Source organism: Shouchella clausii (genome assembly GCF_002250115.1).
Lineage (GTDB): Bacteria > Bacillota > Bacilli > Bacillales > Bacillaceae_D > Shouchella > Shouchella clausii.
The window spans coordinates 4,289,608-4,305,475 of record NZ_CP019985.1; the positions used below are offsets into that span (position 1 = coordinate 4,289,608).

The 15,868-nt window shown below is 44.6% G+C and carries 16 protein-coding genes; 4 read left to right on the top strand and 12 right to left on the bottom strand.

Going from position 1 to position 15,868, the window contains the following annotated elements; all coding sequences use genetic code 11:
* Positions 1–80: 80 nt before the first annotated feature.
* On the top strand, positions 81–542 hold the full coding sequence (locus tag BC8716_RS21110; RefSeq protein ID WP_094428874.1) for a GNAT family N-acetyltransferase: 462 nt from the start codon (positions 81–83) through the stop codon (positions 540–542).
* A 15-nt stretch (positions 543–557) separates the two neighbouring features.
* Here the strand turns inward: BC8716_RS21110 and BC8716_RS21115 are convergent, their stop codons facing one another.
* Both BC8716_RS21115 and queG read right to left on the bottom strand, forming a co-directional pair.
* Entirely contained in the window at positions 558–1,085 is a 528-nt protein-coding gene (locus tag BC8716_RS21115) for a methylated-DNA--[protein]-cysteine S-methyltransferase (RefSeq protein ID WP_094428876.1), read from the bottom strand.
* A gap of 40 nt (positions 1,086–1,125) precedes the next feature.
* A complete protein-coding gene (gene queG, locus BC8716_RS21120; RefSeq protein ID WP_094428878.1) occupies positions 1,126–2,277 on the bottom strand; it encodes a tRNA epoxyqueuosine(34) reductase QueG in 1,152 nt (383 codons plus the stop codon).
* Positions 2,278–2,365: 88 nt separating this feature from the next.
* On the opposite strand from queG, the gene BC8716_RS21125 reads away from it, so the two are divergent.
* Together BC8716_RS21125 and BC8716_RS21130 are read left to right on the top strand one after the other, a co-directional pair.
* Complete coding sequence (locus BC8716_RS21125) at positions 2,366–2,920, top strand: hypothetical protein (RefSeq protein ID WP_094428880.1); 555 nt, start codon at positions 2,366–2,368, stop codon at positions 2,918–2,920.
* A 54-nt stretch (positions 2,921–2,974) separates the two neighbouring features.
* Positions 2,975–3,436, top strand: coding sequence for a Dps family protein (locus BC8716_RS21130; protein WP_094428881.1), 462 nt, complete (start codon positions 2,975–2,977; stop codon positions 3,434–3,436).
* A 95-nt stretch (positions 3,437–3,531) separates the two neighbouring features.
* On the opposite strand, the gene BC8716_RS21135 is transcribed toward BC8716_RS21130, so the two are convergent.
* From BC8716_RS21135 to BC8716_RS21160, 6 genes are all read right to left on the bottom strand, one after another.
* A complete protein-coding gene (locus BC8716_RS21135) occupies positions 3,532–4,581 on the bottom strand; it encodes a M42 family metallopeptidase (RefSeq protein WP_094428883.1) in 1,050 nt (349 codons plus the stop codon).
* 68 nt (positions 4,582–4,649) lie between these two features.
* Positions 4,650–5,396, bottom strand: a complete 747-nt coding sequence (locus BC8716_RS21140) for a hypothetical protein (RefSeq protein ID WP_094428885.1) — start codon at positions 5,394–5,396, stop codon at positions 4,650–4,652.
* Positions 5,393–6,091 (bottom strand): ATP-binding cassette domain-containing protein, encoded by a 699-nt coding sequence (locus BC8716_RS21145; RefSeq protein WP_094428887.1) that lies wholly within the window; start codon positions 6,089–6,091, stop codon positions 5,393–5,395. Before BC8716_RS21145 ends, BC8716_RS21140 begins: the two co-directional genes overlap by 4 nt.
* A complete protein-coding gene (locus tag BC8716_RS21150) occupies positions 6,088–6,468 on the bottom strand; it encodes a GntR family transcriptional regulator (RefSeq protein ID WP_245850012.1) in 381 nt (126 codons plus the stop codon). The genes BC8716_RS21145 and BC8716_RS21150 overlap by 4 nt, the downstream gene beginning before the upstream one ends.
* 144 nt (positions 6,469–6,612) lie before the next feature.
* The gene (locus BC8716_RS21155) at positions 6,613–7,371 is read right to left on the bottom strand and encodes an ABC transporter permease (protein ID WP_094428889.1); all 759 of its coding nucleotides are present in this window, start codon (positions 7,369–7,371) and stop codon (positions 6,613–6,615) included.
* Positions 7,368–8,291, bottom strand: a complete 924-nt coding sequence (locus tag BC8716_RS21160; RefSeq protein WP_094428891.1) for an ABC transporter ATP-binding protein — start codon at positions 8,289–8,291, stop codon at positions 7,368–7,370. The genes BC8716_RS21155 and BC8716_RS21160 overlap by 4 nt, the downstream gene beginning before the upstream one ends.
* 355 nt (positions 8,292–8,646) lie before the next feature.
* On the opposite strand from BC8716_RS21160, the gene BC8716_RS21165 reads away from it, so the two are divergent.
* Positions 8,647–9,153, top strand: a complete 507-nt coding sequence (locus tag BC8716_RS21165; protein WP_094428893.1) for a MepB family protein — start codon at positions 8,647–8,649, stop codon at positions 9,151–9,153.
* A 111-nt stretch (positions 9,154–9,264) separates the two neighbouring features.
* Here the strand turns inward: BC8716_RS21165 and BC8716_RS21170 are convergent, their stop codons facing one another.
* From BC8716_RS21170 to BC8716_RS21185, 4 genes are all read right to left on the bottom strand, one after another.
* Positions 9,265–10,092, bottom strand: a complete 828-nt coding sequence (locus tag BC8716_RS21170; RefSeq protein WP_094428895.1) for a helix-turn-helix domain-containing protein — start codon at positions 10,090–10,092, stop codon at positions 9,265–9,267.
* A gap of 349 nt (positions 10,093–10,441) precedes the next feature.
* Positions 10,442–11,821 (bottom strand): glycoside hydrolase family 32 protein, encoded by a 1,380-nt coding sequence (locus BC8716_RS21175; protein ID WP_094428897.1) that lies wholly within the window; start codon positions 11,819–11,821, stop codon positions 10,442–10,444.
* Positions 11,814–14,069 (bottom strand): beta-glucosidase BglX, encoded by a 2,256-nt coding sequence (gene bglX, locus BC8716_RS21180; protein ID WP_094428898.1) that lies wholly within the window; start codon positions 14,067–14,069, stop codon positions 11,814–11,816. Before bglX ends, BC8716_RS21175 begins: the two co-directional genes overlap by 8 nt.
* Positions 14,070–14,088: 19 nt before the next feature.
* Complete coding sequence (locus BC8716_RS21185) at positions 14,089–15,495, bottom strand: sucrose-specific PTS transporter subunit IIBC (RefSeq protein WP_094428900.1); 1,407 nt, start codon at positions 15,493–15,495, stop codon at positions 14,089–14,091.
* Between the last annotated feature and the right edge of the window lie 373 nt (positions 15,496–15,868).

Genomic DNA, 15,868 nt, shown 5'->3' on the forward strand with positions numbered 1-15,868 from the left:
GGCGTTTTTTAAAAACAATGATTGAATAATTATTTATTAAAACGTATAATTAAACAAAACGATTACGGAGGCCCTTCTAAATGATACGGTTCGCACAACAGGCAGACGCCAACGCCCTTCATCATTTATTGCAACTTGCTTTTAGCAAATATGACACCGATTTGACCGATACGCCAGCCCTTGCAGAAACGCCAACCTCTCTAAGAGAAAAGATGGCTTCAAGCTACAAGGCACTCCTCGTCATAAAAAATGGGCAAATTTCGGCAATGTGTTTATTTCAAATCGTAAATGGCAGTTGCCATTTTATCCGTCTCTGTGTTCACCCGGCATACCAAGGTCAAGGGCTGGGTACTTTGCTTCTGAAAGAAATGGAACAGCATGCGAATGCCCAAGGTTGTTCCTCAATGTGTTGTCAAGCACGGAAAGCCAACTGTGCTTACTACGAAAAACTAGGCTACAGCATTTCTGGGTACCACGCTCAATCTGACTTGTATTTGTTAAAAAAGATGCTCAAGGAAAGACAAACAAGGCAGTGTGCATAAGCACACTGCCTTTTTTTATGAGGATATTTTTAATGCTCCTTCGAGGCCTAGTAATAGTTGCTTTTTCGTCAAGCCGCCTCCGTATCCAACCATTGCCCCATTGCTGCCGATTACTCTATGGCATGGGATCAATATAGGAAGGGGGTTTTGATTATTGGCGCCGCCCACTGCGCGAACGGCTTTAGGCGCTCCTATTGCCTGGGCAATATCTTTATACGATTTTGTTTCACCATAGCCAATGTTTTGTAGTTCTTTCCATACTTTTAGTTGAAACGGCGTACCGATTAAATCGAGGTCGGCATCAAACTCAACACGGAGACCATTAAAGTATTCGCACAACTGCGCACAAATATCAAGATCTTCATTTTCATTTAAATGAATCCATTGAGGCCGTATTCCCGCTTTTGACAGCTTTGCCGTAACTTGTGCTTTGTTTATTTCACCAAAGTGGATTTGGCAAACTCCTCGCTCCGATGCGACAATGGACAACAATCCAAGGGGACTCTCCATTTCTTTGACGTACATTTGCTTAAGCGAACTCATGCCATTCCCTTCTTCCCTGAAAAGATTAAAGCCATCTTTATTATTGGGGTCCATTCTGTTTTTTTAACAGTTCGAGCCCTTTTTCGATTTCAATTTGCACAAGCTGGTCCGTTTCTGTCTCTTTCGCTGTTAGCAGCGTTTTTTCCTCTTTTTCCGACCCGCCAATTTTGCCAATCGCCCAAGCTGCCGTGCCGCGGATAACAGGCCGAGGGTCGGACGCAAGCAATTCACGCAGCTTCGGCAAAGCGCTTTTTTCCTTATAATGAGCAAGGGCGATAATGGCATTGCGTTGGATCGGCTTTTTGCCACGCCATGAGCCTGCCATATGGCCAAACCGCTCCTTGAATTCACGATTGCTTATCGACAACAACGGCTCTAGTAATGGTTTGCACAGCTCTGGATCTGGTTCCATTTCTTGATGATGATGGCTGTCGATTCCTTTATTATATGGGCATACTAGCTGGCAGGTGTCCCATCCGTATAAATAATTCCCGATCTTTTCCCGATACTCATCAGGCATAAATCCTTTCGTTTGCGTTTGGTACGACAAACAAGCCTGTGCATTCAGTTCCCCTGGACCTACAAGAGCGCCAGTTGGACACGCGTCAATGCATTTTGTGCATGAGCCACATAAATCTTCAAGCGGTTCATCCAACGGGAGCGGTAGGGATGTTAATAAGTTGCCAAGGAAGACAAAGCTTCCGAATTCAGGCGTAATCGTAAACGTATTTTTCGCTGACCAGCCTATGCCGGCACGTTCTGCCACAGCTCGGTCTGATAAAGCGCCTGTGTCAACCATTCGCACCATTTCCGTTTCCCCAACCCGTTCGCGCAAAAATGCCTCCAGTTTTTTCAAACGGTCATTGAGGACGGTGTGATAATCTTGTCCCCATGACGAGCGCGAAAACACACCGCGCCTTGCCCCTGGAATGCTTTTAGGCGCTTTCTTCATTTTTGTCGGATAGGCAACGGCAATCGAGATAATCGTACGTGCACTTGGCAAACTGAGCCGCGGATCAACCCGTTCTTCCAATACGGGATGCTCAAAGCCTGAAGCATATCCTTTCTCTTGGTGCTCGATTAAACGGTCTTTTAATGACAGAAATGGATCAGCAGATGCAATTCGTAGTTTATCAACGCCGATTTCAGCGCTGTAAGCGAGCAAATCGGCTTTCAGTTGGGCGTAATCCATGCCCTTGTCTCCTTTTTTTTGCAAAACGCTTTTATTGATTTAAGCAACCGATACGACGATAATAAATGTATCACTTGAGGAGGTCGCTATGACTATTGGTTTGCTTTATACCTATCATATCGAAATTGGCCCATCATCACAAATGTTAAAAGGACGTCTCCAGTTTTTTCAAGAATTACTCCACTTTGATTTGCAAGATGCTCCGCTTAACACTTTTGTTGCGCGAGAAAACTGGCCCCAAAAAGGGACGCTCCATCATGAGGCTTTGTTTGCCTCGCTTCAAGAAGGGGACTTTTTTAAACCAGTCCATTCAGCAGTGGACGTGACTCGTTTTTTTATGCTTGAGTATAAATTGCCGATTACCTTTCATGACGCCGATGCCCTGACAACACCATTAATGGTTGATCCAAAACAGGCTACTGTTTCCGATCAATTAGGCTTAATTTCCAGTCCAGATACGTTTGCTTTGCGAACAGAAGCATCGGAAACGACGACAAATGGACTGCATGTTTTTTACTTTCCGAACCACTTACACGAGGACAAGCGCTTGCCTTTGCTCCAAGCAGCGGGCAACATGTTTACCCATGTACATGGCGGCAACACGTCGATTCAACTTATGGAAAGTTCGTCGTCCGATGTTTAAGAAAATCGCGATCGGGTATAGTAACGGTAGGCTTACCATAAGGAGGAATCATCCATGGCACAAGAAAAAATCCAACAACTATTGAACAAACAAGTAGCAACCTGGAGTGTTTTATATGTGAAATTGCATAACTACCATTGGTATGTGAAGGGCCCGCACTTTTTTACACTCCACGAGAAATTTGAAGAGTTATACAACGAAGCCGGAGAAACAGTGGACGAGTTAGCTGAACGCCTGCTTGCCTTAAAAGGGCAACCTGTGGCAACAATGGATGAGTTTCTACAACTATCCGCGATAAAAGAGGGCGATAAAACGCTGTCTCCTGATGAAATGGTTCGTGACTTAGTTCGCGATTACGAAAAAATTTCTGATGAGCTCAAAAGCGGCATCGACACATGCGGCTCCCTTGGCGACGATCCAACCCAAGACATGCTCATTGGCTTGCAAGAAAACATCGAAAAACACGCATGGATGCTTCGTGCATATACAAAAGAAACGTCAGACGTTCGCTCATAAAAAAGCGGCGCACAAACGAAATGATGCGAGCGTTTTGCTATAGTCTGAAAGCTGCCAAAGGGCAGCTTTTTTATGTACAAGCTCAATGCGTCTCTTTAATGGTTCATCTCCGAATAAGTGTAGGCACATAGAAGGCGGTATGTGGCTTCCAGTGAAGACTGATGTGTCCGTTCCATCGAATGGGAACCTTCAATGCCTGGCCCAATTAAGCCGTGGACTAAATCATGGCCTGCCTTAATAGCAGCAGATGCATCTGAGCTATAGTAAGGATAAATGTCTAATTTGTATGGAATCGACTCTTGTTTGCATAGCGAAACAAGGTGTGTTCGCAGTCCATAGTGGTACGGGCCGCTACCGTCTTTCGCACAAATAGAAACAGTAAATTCATCGGTTTGCTGCCCGTCGCCAATGGCTCCCATATCAACGGCAACATATTCAATCACCTTGTCGGGAATCCCTGCGTTTCCGCCGAAGCCAATTTCTTCATTGTTTGAAATGAGGAAATGGGTCGTATAAGGAAGCTTTATCTTGCTGCCTGCAAGTTGTTTCATTAACTGCAAAAGCAAGGCTACACTCGCTTTATCATCCAAATGACGCGATTTAATAAAACCGGATGGCGTTTGCTCGAAACGAGGAGCAAAACTAATGAAATCTCCTACGGCAATTCCTAATGCTTTCGTGTCTTTTTCATTATGGACAGCGGCATCAATTCGCACTTCAATATTTTCTTCATTCCGTTTTGCAGTGTCTGCGTCTTTGTATACATGGACAGAAGATTGATGCATGACAATCGTTCCTGACACCGTACTTTGGTCGGCTTTATGGATGAGGCAGTATTCCCCTTCAATGGAGTGAAACGCGTATCCGCCGATTTTGTCAATTGCCAATCGCCCGTTTTCTTTAATGTCTTTCACGATCGCCCCTAACGTATCAACATGGGCAGTGAGCATCCGCTGCTTATCATTGTTTTTCCCTTCGATCGTAGCAAGGAGCGCACCTTTATTTAACAATTGCGTCTGGACTCCGACATCCTCCAAAAATCGCCTAATATAGGCGATCGCTTCAGCGGTGTACCCTGAAGGACTCGGAATGTGGACCAAGTCTTTCAAAATCGAGACGATCCCCTGGAGTTCTTTATCATACATTTGTCTGTTCCTTCTTTCTATATAGCCTTCCTACCATCATAGCGACTTTGCTACAAACTCGCAATTGTTCAAAGTTCTAGTTTGCGTGTGAGAAAAACAGATACACTCACGTAAACAAAAACTGCTACTAACGTATCAATGAGCATTTGCAACAGACTTGTCTGAGCAAGCAGCACGATTAGATTGCTGTCGTAAGGCACAGTGTTGTTCGCTTCAAATTTAATGGAAATATACGGATAAAAAACCCAGACAAGGCCAATATAAACGACAATAATACCAACTTTTTTCCATCCCCGGGGAATGCCCAATAACAAAAACAACAATAAAAATACGATTAAAATACCGCTAATTGGGCTAATAAGCAGCGCCCACAAATATTCCCAACCAAACACTGGCAACACGTCTAATCCTTTTATGATTTGAGCCGCATTTTCTACACTTGATGTCCATAGTGTCATCACCAAGAACAGCGAAAAAGCAAGTACCATTTGAATATATTGCCATCCTAATACAGCCACTAATTTGCTCGCCAACTTCACATGGATCGAGCCAGGCATAGCGTACCAATCATATTGGGTTCGCTTCCGCCACTCTTTCCAAATGGCCTCGACTGCGATAGCTAAACATAATACAAACATGAAAAGGAAAAACAATGCGCCTGCTGCCGTCAACGCTTGTATTCCAAAAGGTTCGCCAATTCGTACTTGCAGTGCCTTTAGGAGAATCACGCCAGTGAACAAGAGCAGAATAATGATCGTGTTCACAGGAAGCAACATAAGAAAATCACGTTTAAGATAGAACCAAAGTACTTTCATTTTTTGCCCACCTCTGCAAACAAATCCTTAAGGGACTGCCCTTTCGTTAAGCGCCATTCCTCTAAATCGGTAATGATATCCGCACCTTCCTCGCGTAAAAAAATAACCCCATCTGCAAGCATTTCCACATCTTCATACGCATGGGTCGCCATGATGATCATCCGCTCTTCTTCCACAAGAAAATCCGTTAACACAGCAACCATCGCCTCTTTCTTTGCCGTATCGAGATTAGCGAGCAATTCGTCAATAAAAATAAAAGGCTTCGGTTTGGCAAGGGCGACGATTAACGAGAGCAAGTGTTGCTGCCCTTTTGAAAGCGCCCCCCATTTAGCTCCTTCTTCCAATCCGGCTGTTTTGCACATTTCCAACGCACGGCGATGTTGGAATGTCACGTAAAGCGTTTTTTGGTCATGCAAAATCGTTTCTACCCGTTTATGGGGCTCGAAACCACCCTCTTCTGAGACATAACTTGCTAATTGAACACGCGCCGCTCGCTTATGTTCGCCATCGAGGGAGATGCGGCCCTTTCCAGCTGGCGCAAGTCCTGCACACACTTTTAAAAATGTCGTTTTGCCTGCACCATTTGCGCCTAGAAGTACGATAAAGCGGTTTTTTGTCATCTCTACTGATAAATTTGTAAAAACACGCTTTCGTCCATATTTCTTTTCCAGTGATTCGACGACTAGTGCACTCATTGGTTTCCCATCTCCTTTAATGACCGTTCTAAAGAGGCGCTAATTTCTTGATTGGAAAAACCGAGCTTTCTCATAAATGTAATTAATGCTTGCATTTGCGCATCAGCCAATGTTTCCTTCAGCTGTTTGATCACGGTTAAATCGGTTGTTACAAAAGTACCTTGACCCCTTTTTGAGAACGTAATTTGTTCACGGTCCATTTCTAAATACGCCCGTGAAACGGTGTTTGGGTTTACTTGCAATCGTTGTGCCGTTTCCCGGACCGAGGGCAGCTTGTCTCCAGGAGCCAACTCGCCGCTGCATATTTGCTGATAATAATATTCGGCAATCTGTGTGTAAATAGCCTTATTCGGATCAAATTGCATGCTGCGGATCACTCCCCCCTCTTTTCTAAATGAATAAAGCCAGGCGAGTTACGCCTGGCACAGACTGTAGCCAAACGCTCGCATCCTTGGCTTCGTTGCTCACCTCGGCTGACAAGCGTTTTCTATCAGTCTGGCTTTAAACACCCGACTTTTTTATTAAAGCACATCTCGCTTTTGAAAAACAACATGTGCCACAAGGAGAATCAAGGCAATATGGGCAGCTAAAAAGCCGAGTGATGCCCACATGTTTGCAAACGGCTCCGGCATCGTCCCCAATTCATGATAGTTGCTGTAAAAATCAATATGAGACAGGACAATCCACTTCGACCATTCGTATCTTACAATGAAAAATTGTACGATCGAGCCGAAAAACATCGGTAAAAATGTAATAATGATCGTCAAAGCGGTGCTTTTTGTTAGAACAGCAATCAATGTTGCAAGCGCCATATAAAAGACAAGCGTCGGCAATTGGTAAAGGGCGGTCACAGCTGTATCTTTTGTGATTTCCAACACAGTTGTGTCTGATTGGAAAACAAGAATTGCTGTTACTGTTGTGATAAGAACAAGAAGCCCAAAGGCAAGCCCTGCCAAGAGAAAATTGCCCGCCCATTTGCTTATCAAAATCTTCGTCCGCGATGTGGGGCGAATTAACAATTGTTTGACCGTTCCATTTGCATGTTCGCCTGCAATGGCGCCTGCAATGAGAACGACCCCATAAAGCATAATAAAAGTTGGAAATAACATGACGCTTATTTCAGAAAAATCTTCAGCAGCAATCGTGATGTCAGTGTTTGCTTGGACGAGAAGAGCGACGCCAAGTGCCCCTACCATGAAGACAGCCATTACGATCGAAAAGAGCCACATTTTTCGCCCGTACCACGACTTTAGCCACTCATTATGAATAAGACCGATCATGACGCATCCTCCTTTTGCCCTTCCGTTATTGAAAAATAGGCGTCTTCCAAACGATTGCGGTAAGACATACCATAAACATTGACTCCCGCTGCAACGAGGGCATTAACAAGCTTTGGTATTTGCTCATACGGTTGTTTTTCTAGTTCCAATTTCCCTGCAACTTCCCCTACTTTTCCGAAGCCAGCAAGCACGCTTTTTGCTTGCTCTACAGGCTCTGCTTCAATTTGAATATTAAAAGTCGCCGCTTTTTCTTTAACAGCAGTATGCATTGAAATTTGTTCGATGACTTCCCCATGTTTAATGATAATGGCTTTGTCACACAACATTTCGATTTCGTTTAGTTGATGGCTCGAGACAAGCAACGTGACGCCGTCTTCTCGTGCGAGCCGTTGCAAATAATGACGCAAATCACGGATTCCCTTCGGATCAAGTCCGTTTGTCGGCTCATCAAGAATAAGGACGGATGGCTTGTGAAGCAAGGAGACGGCAATGCCAAGCCGTTGCTTCATACCGAGTGAATAAGATTTGACTTTTTTTCGCATCGCCCCTTCTAGCTCTACAAGCGCGACCACCTCATCAATCCGTTCTTTTGAAACAGGAGTAGCGCTCATCCGTGCAAAGTGCTCGAGATTTTGTCGTCCTGTTAAGTAGCCGTACAAATCTGGATCTTCGACAATGGCGCCGATATGTGCCAACGCCTCTTCACGGTTTGTACGCACTGATTTCCCTTCTATTTCCACATCTCCTGAGTCAGGGGCAATCAAGGAAACAATCATGCGGATTGTGGTAGTCTTCCCTGATCCATTAGGTCCTAAAAAGCCATAAATCGCTCCCCGTTCCAATTGGAATGACATGTTTTTTATAATCGGCTTTTTCCCAAGCGATTTGTTGAGCTCTTTTACCTTTAAAGGGTACTCCATTTTCTCCACTCCTATCCTTATGTTCTAGTGTTCTATTTAAATAGTACACTAATATTAAACTGGTTGCAAGGAAAATAAAAAGCTACTTCTCGGCATGTAACCATATACGTTCCCGCAGGTCTTCTTTAAATTTTCGGCTCTGTGAATTTAATACGTTTCCAAAATGCTGTTACAATAAGAACGAACGTTCTCATCCAAAGGATTGAAATGAGCAAAGTGTTTCGTTATTTAGGTTTTATTTCATTAACGAAGCAAGATGTTTAGATATAAAACGTAATAAAACAAGAAAATTTATGATTAGCGGATTCTAGAAGACATTGGATGACGTAGTATAAAAAATAAGGAGTACAAAGCAGTGAATGAATTTTATCAGGCGTTAACATATGTAAATAAAATGTTTTATGAGCCAAATCACTTAATTATAAATGCTATTCAAGAAGAAGCGCAAAACTTAGATTATGGAGCTGGTATATTTCAACTAAATTCAAAATCGGTTAGATTTAGAGTCGCAAAAATCACACCTAACAAGATAGGACAGTTTGTTGTTTTTTGGGAAAAAGATCAAGCCAATAAAAATCAAGCCTTTTCATGTGAAAAGGCTACTGATTTATTGGTTATCAATACTTTTACTAGTGACAATCATTTTGGCCAATTCGTTTTTCCGAAAGAAGTTCTTGTAAAACAAAATATCCTTAAAACACCCACTACAAAAGGAAAAATGGCTATTAGAGTTTACCCTAGATGGGAACATCCCACTAGCAAACAAGCGCTTGAAACACAAAAATGGCAGTTAGCATACTTTATAGAGGTGAACAATACAAATCGTTTTCCAGCACAAGAACTATTAAAGCTGTATTCTTAACTAATTCCTAAGTGGCTAATTAGTAACTAACAGATGCGTTATTGAAGAAGAACAATCAAATTTAGAAGAGCCACAGGTTTGATCCTTTTCTGCTACACCTTCAACACTGCACTAGTACATTTCAGTTGATTTTTTATATTCATAAGGGGTTTTCCCCATGACTTCTTTAAATACTTTTCTAAACGATTTCACGTTAGGGAAGCCGGTCTCATAGGAAATCTCCGTAAGCGATTTGTTCGTAGTATCGAGCAAATCGATTGCCTTCTCTAGACAAAGGATCTGCTTGTACTCCGTAAATGTCTGCCCTGTATACTCATGAAACATCCGGGACAAATAAGCCTCAGAATAACCGCATATGCGAGCTGTTTCAGCCAAACTGATGTTTTCGGTATAATGCTCTTTAATAAAGTCTAGGATCGTTTGGATTTTTTGTCGATCGGCTCTGCTAGTAGCAGGGGAAAGCTCGGTTGTTTGGCCGAAATGGCGCACCAGCCAGTATTTCAACTCAATAATCCGGCTTTGGGCCAGAATATAGTCATACGTGCCCGTTGAATAATGGAGGTTGTATATTTCCATAAGCAGCGTTCTTAGATTGGACAGGACCTGCTCATCCAGCTGTTCTTCCAAAGTGTTCAACTGGATAAGAACTTGTTCGTTGGCAAAAAAAGATTCCGGAAAATACAGCACAAGTACGCGGTTCTCCGTAAGGCTTTGAGTGGAGTGGGGGACATTGCTGTTTATGAACAGCATATCCTTATCCATTAGAGTGGTTACTTTTCCTTCATGCCAGACCCGCAAGCTTCCATTAATGCAGTAAATCAGTTCCATGTTGCTGTGAAAATGCATCGGAATGACTCTTTCTGTCGTCCTCGCCTGGAAAATAAAGAGGTTAATCAGCTTTTTACGATCTATTTCGATATGTTCATACATCTTTTTCATTTTGCCACCCCGTCACCAAACCGTGAACATGAACCTGCTTGTTCCCTTGGAACTAGAACCAGTCCCTTTTACCTATAGTATACCGATAGTAAAATACGCAAACAAGCGTCAATCCGTCAAATGCATAAACGCAAAAAAGAAGGCAGCTCCGTCCACGGTGGGACCACTGCCTTCTCTTACCTGCCTGTATATGAGTCAGAATACAAGGCAAGCCCTTAATGATGGGTATATTAGAACCGTTCGCTTCTGCCTCATTTATCTTTATACTTCCAGCAGGCCCTAGTTATTTGAAATAATTACCATATAGTCACTGAGTATACATCGTGGCGTTGCAATTGAAAGTGATAAGTCACTCCTCGTCTATACTTTCTCGCAAGCGGTACATGCTTAAGACAGCTTCGCTGCAGTCTGACTCAAACCGCACGCTACGCTCGTTCGTATCCTCTAGAAAGTACCGCAAAGAGAACACTTCCTCACCGTGATTCACAAATAGCTCTATGCTGGAGCTTTCAATGAACATGTGCAATTCTGCAAGCGGCTGGCGGAGCACAACTCTACGGTATTCCTTCTCGTTCGTCAACCAGTTCGTTCTCCAGACAGTCAAACTGTTTTGCTCATAATCATAGTCAATCTGTACGGCGTTTCTAATGATGAGTTGGAAGCTGTCAGGTTGCTTCATAAACCGAATAACGACCTCGGCTGCCAGGGAAGGCAAGCTCCATTGACCGCTGTTGCTAATTCCTTCGTGCACTTCATGCTCCCTTAATAACTGGAGTTCATGTAACGGTCTCTGATATAGCACGCCATCTGCGAGAATGATTTCCCTCGGAAGAGTCAATGCATGAACCCATCCTTCCTCAATTGTCGGGACAGCTTGCTCTGTTTCCTCCGTCATTGCGCTCATCCACCCGAACATCAAGATTCGATTGTCGACTTTGAACGTTTGCGGGGCATAAAAGTCAAATCCCCGGTCGAGCTCATTGAAGTCAGACAACATGCCAAGAAATTTTCCGGACTCTGAAATGCGCCCAACAATATAACCTGATTGATTCGGATTTTTATATTTGTCGCCTTCCTCTAGTAAGCCTTGCGGGGAAAAGACAAAGACATCATGTTCAGGGAACTGGAGCACATCAGGACATTCCCACATATATCCGAAAGAATGCTCCTGTTCGAGAAACGATCCCTGGCACGACCAACTGATCAAGTCCTCGGACTTATAGACAAGGGCATCTCCCGTAAGATCTTCTCGCTGGGCCCCTACGATCAGCCACCAGTTGCCTGAATCGTCTTTCCAGACTTTCGGATCGCGGACATGCCTCGTATAACCAACAGGATGCTCGAATAACGGGCCGAGCTTCTGGAACTGTTGCCCGTCTTCAGAAACAGCAGCGCATTGATAACTTGCCCGTGTTCCATCTTTGTTGATGACATTGCCTGTATAGAAGAGATAAAGCTTTCCTTCATGAACAATGCTCCCGCCGGAATAGATGCCGTCCTTGTCGTACCATTCCGAAGGTTCCAATGCCATCTCTTTCCTGTGCCAGTTCACTAGGTTATCGGAAACGACATGGCCCCAGCTTTTGTTTTTATGTTCGGTGCCATAGGGATTCCACTGATAAAAAACATGATACTGACCTTGGAAATGGGCAAGCCCGTTTGGGTCATTTAATAGGCCGTGTGTCGGCGTAATATGGTATTTCAAGTTATAAGCGTCACTTTTACTCATCATGTTCCCCCGCCCGTAGAGCGAAGGTAAACGTCAGCGGCGTTTCCTGTGAGCTCGTGCCGATATAAACCTCAAAATCCCCTGGCTCGCTCTCGTACTTCATACTCGTTCCATAAAATTTAAGCATGTCTTCCGAAATCGAAAACTGGACAGTCCCCGTTTCGCCGCTCCGCAAAAAAATCTGCTTGAAATCGGCCAACATTTTTATTGGTCTGGCTACACTGGCGAATTGGTCGCGGATGTACAGCTGGACCGTTTCCTTCCCATCATACTTTCCGGTGTTGGTAACGGATACCTCGATGTCGACTGACTCATCGGCGCTCATTTCCTGGCGGCTGACGGACAGTAGGCTGTAGTCAAACGTTGTGTAGGATTTTCCGTACCCGAACGGATATAGCGGTTCATTCGCTTCATCAATATACCGTGAGGCAAAACGGTAAAAACCATTTTCAGGCAAGTCTGGCCTTCCTGTTTTAAGCTCGTTGTAATAAACCGGAATTTGGCCAACACTGCGGGGAAATGTCATCGCCAGCTTCCCTGACGGATTGGCTGTTCCGTATAGGATATTGGCCAGCGCTTCCCCGCCCATTGTTCCCGGGTACCAGGCCTGGATGAGGGCATCAGCTTGGGCGGCTACTTCGGTTAAAATTAACGGCCGGCCGCTGTACACAATCACAACAAGTTTTTTGTTCAGTTGACTGACTTCGTGGAGCAACTTCAGTTGCGGCTCTGGCAATGTAGGATTCGTGCGCGAACCGCCTTCTCCGCTTTGGTAGATGCTCTCTCCCAACGCGAGAATCACAACATCTGCTTCGCTAGCCTTACGAATTGCTTCCTGGAGCAAAACATCCTCGTCAACCGTTTCAACAGGCAGTTTGTCTACATACTTGCCAAGCGCATCCCTTTCCTCATCAGGCAGGAGGTGTGAACCCTTGCATACGGAAATTTGCTCAGGATCCACATGCTTGAGCATTCCTGTTTTCAAATTCACCGTATCCCTTTCATCCCCCTTAATCGCCCACATACCGAGGGTGGAAGTTTCCTCTGCGTACGGACCAATTAAAGCGATCTTTGCCTGTTTCGACAACGGCAGCAGTTCTTGCTCATTCTTTAACAGAACGATGGATTGCTCTGCCAAAGACCGGGCGGCCGTCTTATGTTCGTCTGACAAGATGCACGTTGCCGGCAACTGACGGCTGTCCTTTAAACCGCGGAATGGGTCCTCAAACAGTCCTAAGTCGTTCTTCAGCTTTAAGACGCGGTACACAGCGTCATCGAGAAGCTGCTGCAATTCCTCATTACCGTTTATTACGTTCTCCAACTGATTGGCGTAAACGGCTGTCTTCATATCGATATCAACACCGGCCACCAAAGCGAGCTTGGCGGCTGCTGCTTCATCTTCCGCATAACCATGCATGATCAGTTCTTCCACAGCTGCATAGTCTGAGATCAGGACTCCGTCAAACTTCATTTCCTGCCTGAGCAGATCCCGGTTCAGCCATTCGTTGCCTGTGGCGGGAATGCCGTTCAGCGTATTAAAGGCAGTCATGACGAGCTTGACTCCTGCATCGATTGCAGCCTGATAGCCAGGCAAATAATATTCCCTAAGCATATGCTCCGACATATCTACGGCGTTATACTCCCGTCCGGCTACAGGTGCGCCATAGGCGGCAAAGTGTTTGACACAAGCAGCAATTTTGTCGGCAGGAATGCTGCTTTCCCCTTGTCGGCCCTGAATGCCGTGCACCATGCTTTCTGCATACTTCTTGGCCAACAGCGTGTCCTCACCGGACGACTCCATTACCCGGCCCCAGCGAGGATCTCTGACGATATCGACCATAGGGGAGAATGTTACGTGTACACCTTCCTCATAACATTCCCGGGCAGCAATCGATGCCGCGTGCTCAATACACTCAAAGTTCCAGCTGCACGCTTGGGCGAGGGGAATCGGAAAGATCGTCCGATAGCCGTAGATGATATCCGCCATGAACAGCAATGGGATTTTATGATTCGATTTTTCGAGATAATCGGTTTGCAGCCGAATAATTTTATCAGGATCGGTCACGTTGAGGATCGAACCGGTGTTATACACATTATAATTTTGGTGCAGCCCCAGTTTTTTAAGCGGTCCTGTGACAACCGTATCTAGATCTCCTTCAAAAAAATCACCAGTCAGCTGAACAAGCTGGCCGATTTTCTCTTCAATAGTAAGACTGCCCAATTTCTCAAGCAGCTGTTTATTTTGCATGGTTCTCCCCCTAATTTGTTTATTTCAGATTTGTTTTCTCTTTAAAGCCAACCATCCATGTAAGGGCGAACGCTACCCCAAATCCAATGACGCAGACCGCAATGTACGGGATGATTTGCGCATTTAAGTACAGCAGCATACCTGGAATGACTGTAATCGACATGCCTGTTGCCTGGACATCGAGGATCCGGGCAAAGAATCCAGCGACGGCGCCACCAATCAAGCCCATCAGAAACGGCTTGCCGTAACGGATGTTCACACCGAAAATAGCCGGCTCCGTAATGCCTAGCAGCGCAGACAGAGAAGAAGGATAAGCAATTGACTTCGTTTTGAGGCTTTTCGCCTTCAAGCCAACAGCTAGCGCGGCTCCCGCTTGTGCAGCAATTGAACCAGAGCTGATCGCATTGACCATATTCCAGCCAGTGTCACTTAGCATTTGAATTTCGATCAAGTTTAAGGCATGATGGAGACCAGTCACAACGATAAATTGATTAATGCCACCATAGATGAAGCCGCCAATTCCGAATGGCAACTGCAGAATCCATGTAACTGCTGACAAGATTAAAATCTCTACTTCATGGAACACCGGACCGAGCACAAACAGTCCTAGCATTAGGGCGATCAGCAATGTTAAAAATGGCGTCAAAATTAAATCTAACGCAGCGGGAACGAGTTTGCGGATTCTTTTCTCTAGCAACGCACCAACTATACCGATAATAAACGCAGGCAACACCGATCCCTGATAACCGGCTACTTTAATAAATCCAAGGAACATTAGCGGTTCCTGGACATTCTGGGCGACATCCCAGGACGTTGGCAGGGAAGGGCTGACGAGCATCAAGCCGAGCACAATCCCAAGCAGCGGTGATCCGCCAAATACCCGGAAGGTTGACCAACATACGAGCACAGGCAAGAAACCAAAAGCAGTGTCTGTCAAAATTTGCGTGAACACTAAAAAATTGTCGGAAATGCTGTCTGGAGTAAGTCCAAACCATGCGAGGATGGCAGGCTGCGTAATAAGGCCTCTGACACCCATGAATAATCCAGTAGCGACCAATGCCGGGATAATCGGTACGAATACGTCCCCGAACACCCGGATCATTCGTTTAAAGAAATGATCATCTTGCTCAGAAGCTTTCTCTTTCAATTCCGCTTTGGAAGTAGAAGAGACGTCCTCTCCAATCATCGCTTCATATACCCTATTGACGGTACCGGTTCCAAAAATGATTTGATATTGCCCGGAAGTAAAAAAGACCCCTTTAGCCTTGTCCACGTTCTCAATAAAGTCATCATCAATGATTTCCCGATCCTTGACAATCAGTCTAAGACGTGTGGCACAGTGTGCCATCGATATAATATTTTCTTTTCCACCAAGCCCTTTAATTACATCCTGAGCAATTTTTTTATATTCCTTTTCAGACCCCATCTGTCTCTTCCTTTCAATTAATAAGTAGCTTCCTGCTTCTAAGCATATCAAGATGGCGCTTACAATCAGCGGTATTATTTTACGTGATTAAGGGCAAATTTTGACCTTTTGTATATTTTGCCCTGAGAAGACGGGCGAAACAGCAATATATGTAAGCCATTTCTAAATTCTGGACGCTACTTCTGTTCTTTTCAATGCAATGTATAAACATAAAGTGTATTTTGTCCAAAGATATTCTATGTTAACCTCAAAATGATGAGTAACTTGTTTCGTTTCACCCTAATTAATTACACTTTCCCGAATCTGACATTTAAAAGGGCACTCCAGTAGCTCCACTAGGTAACTATATTTAAAGAGCGTTTTCGGAAAGACG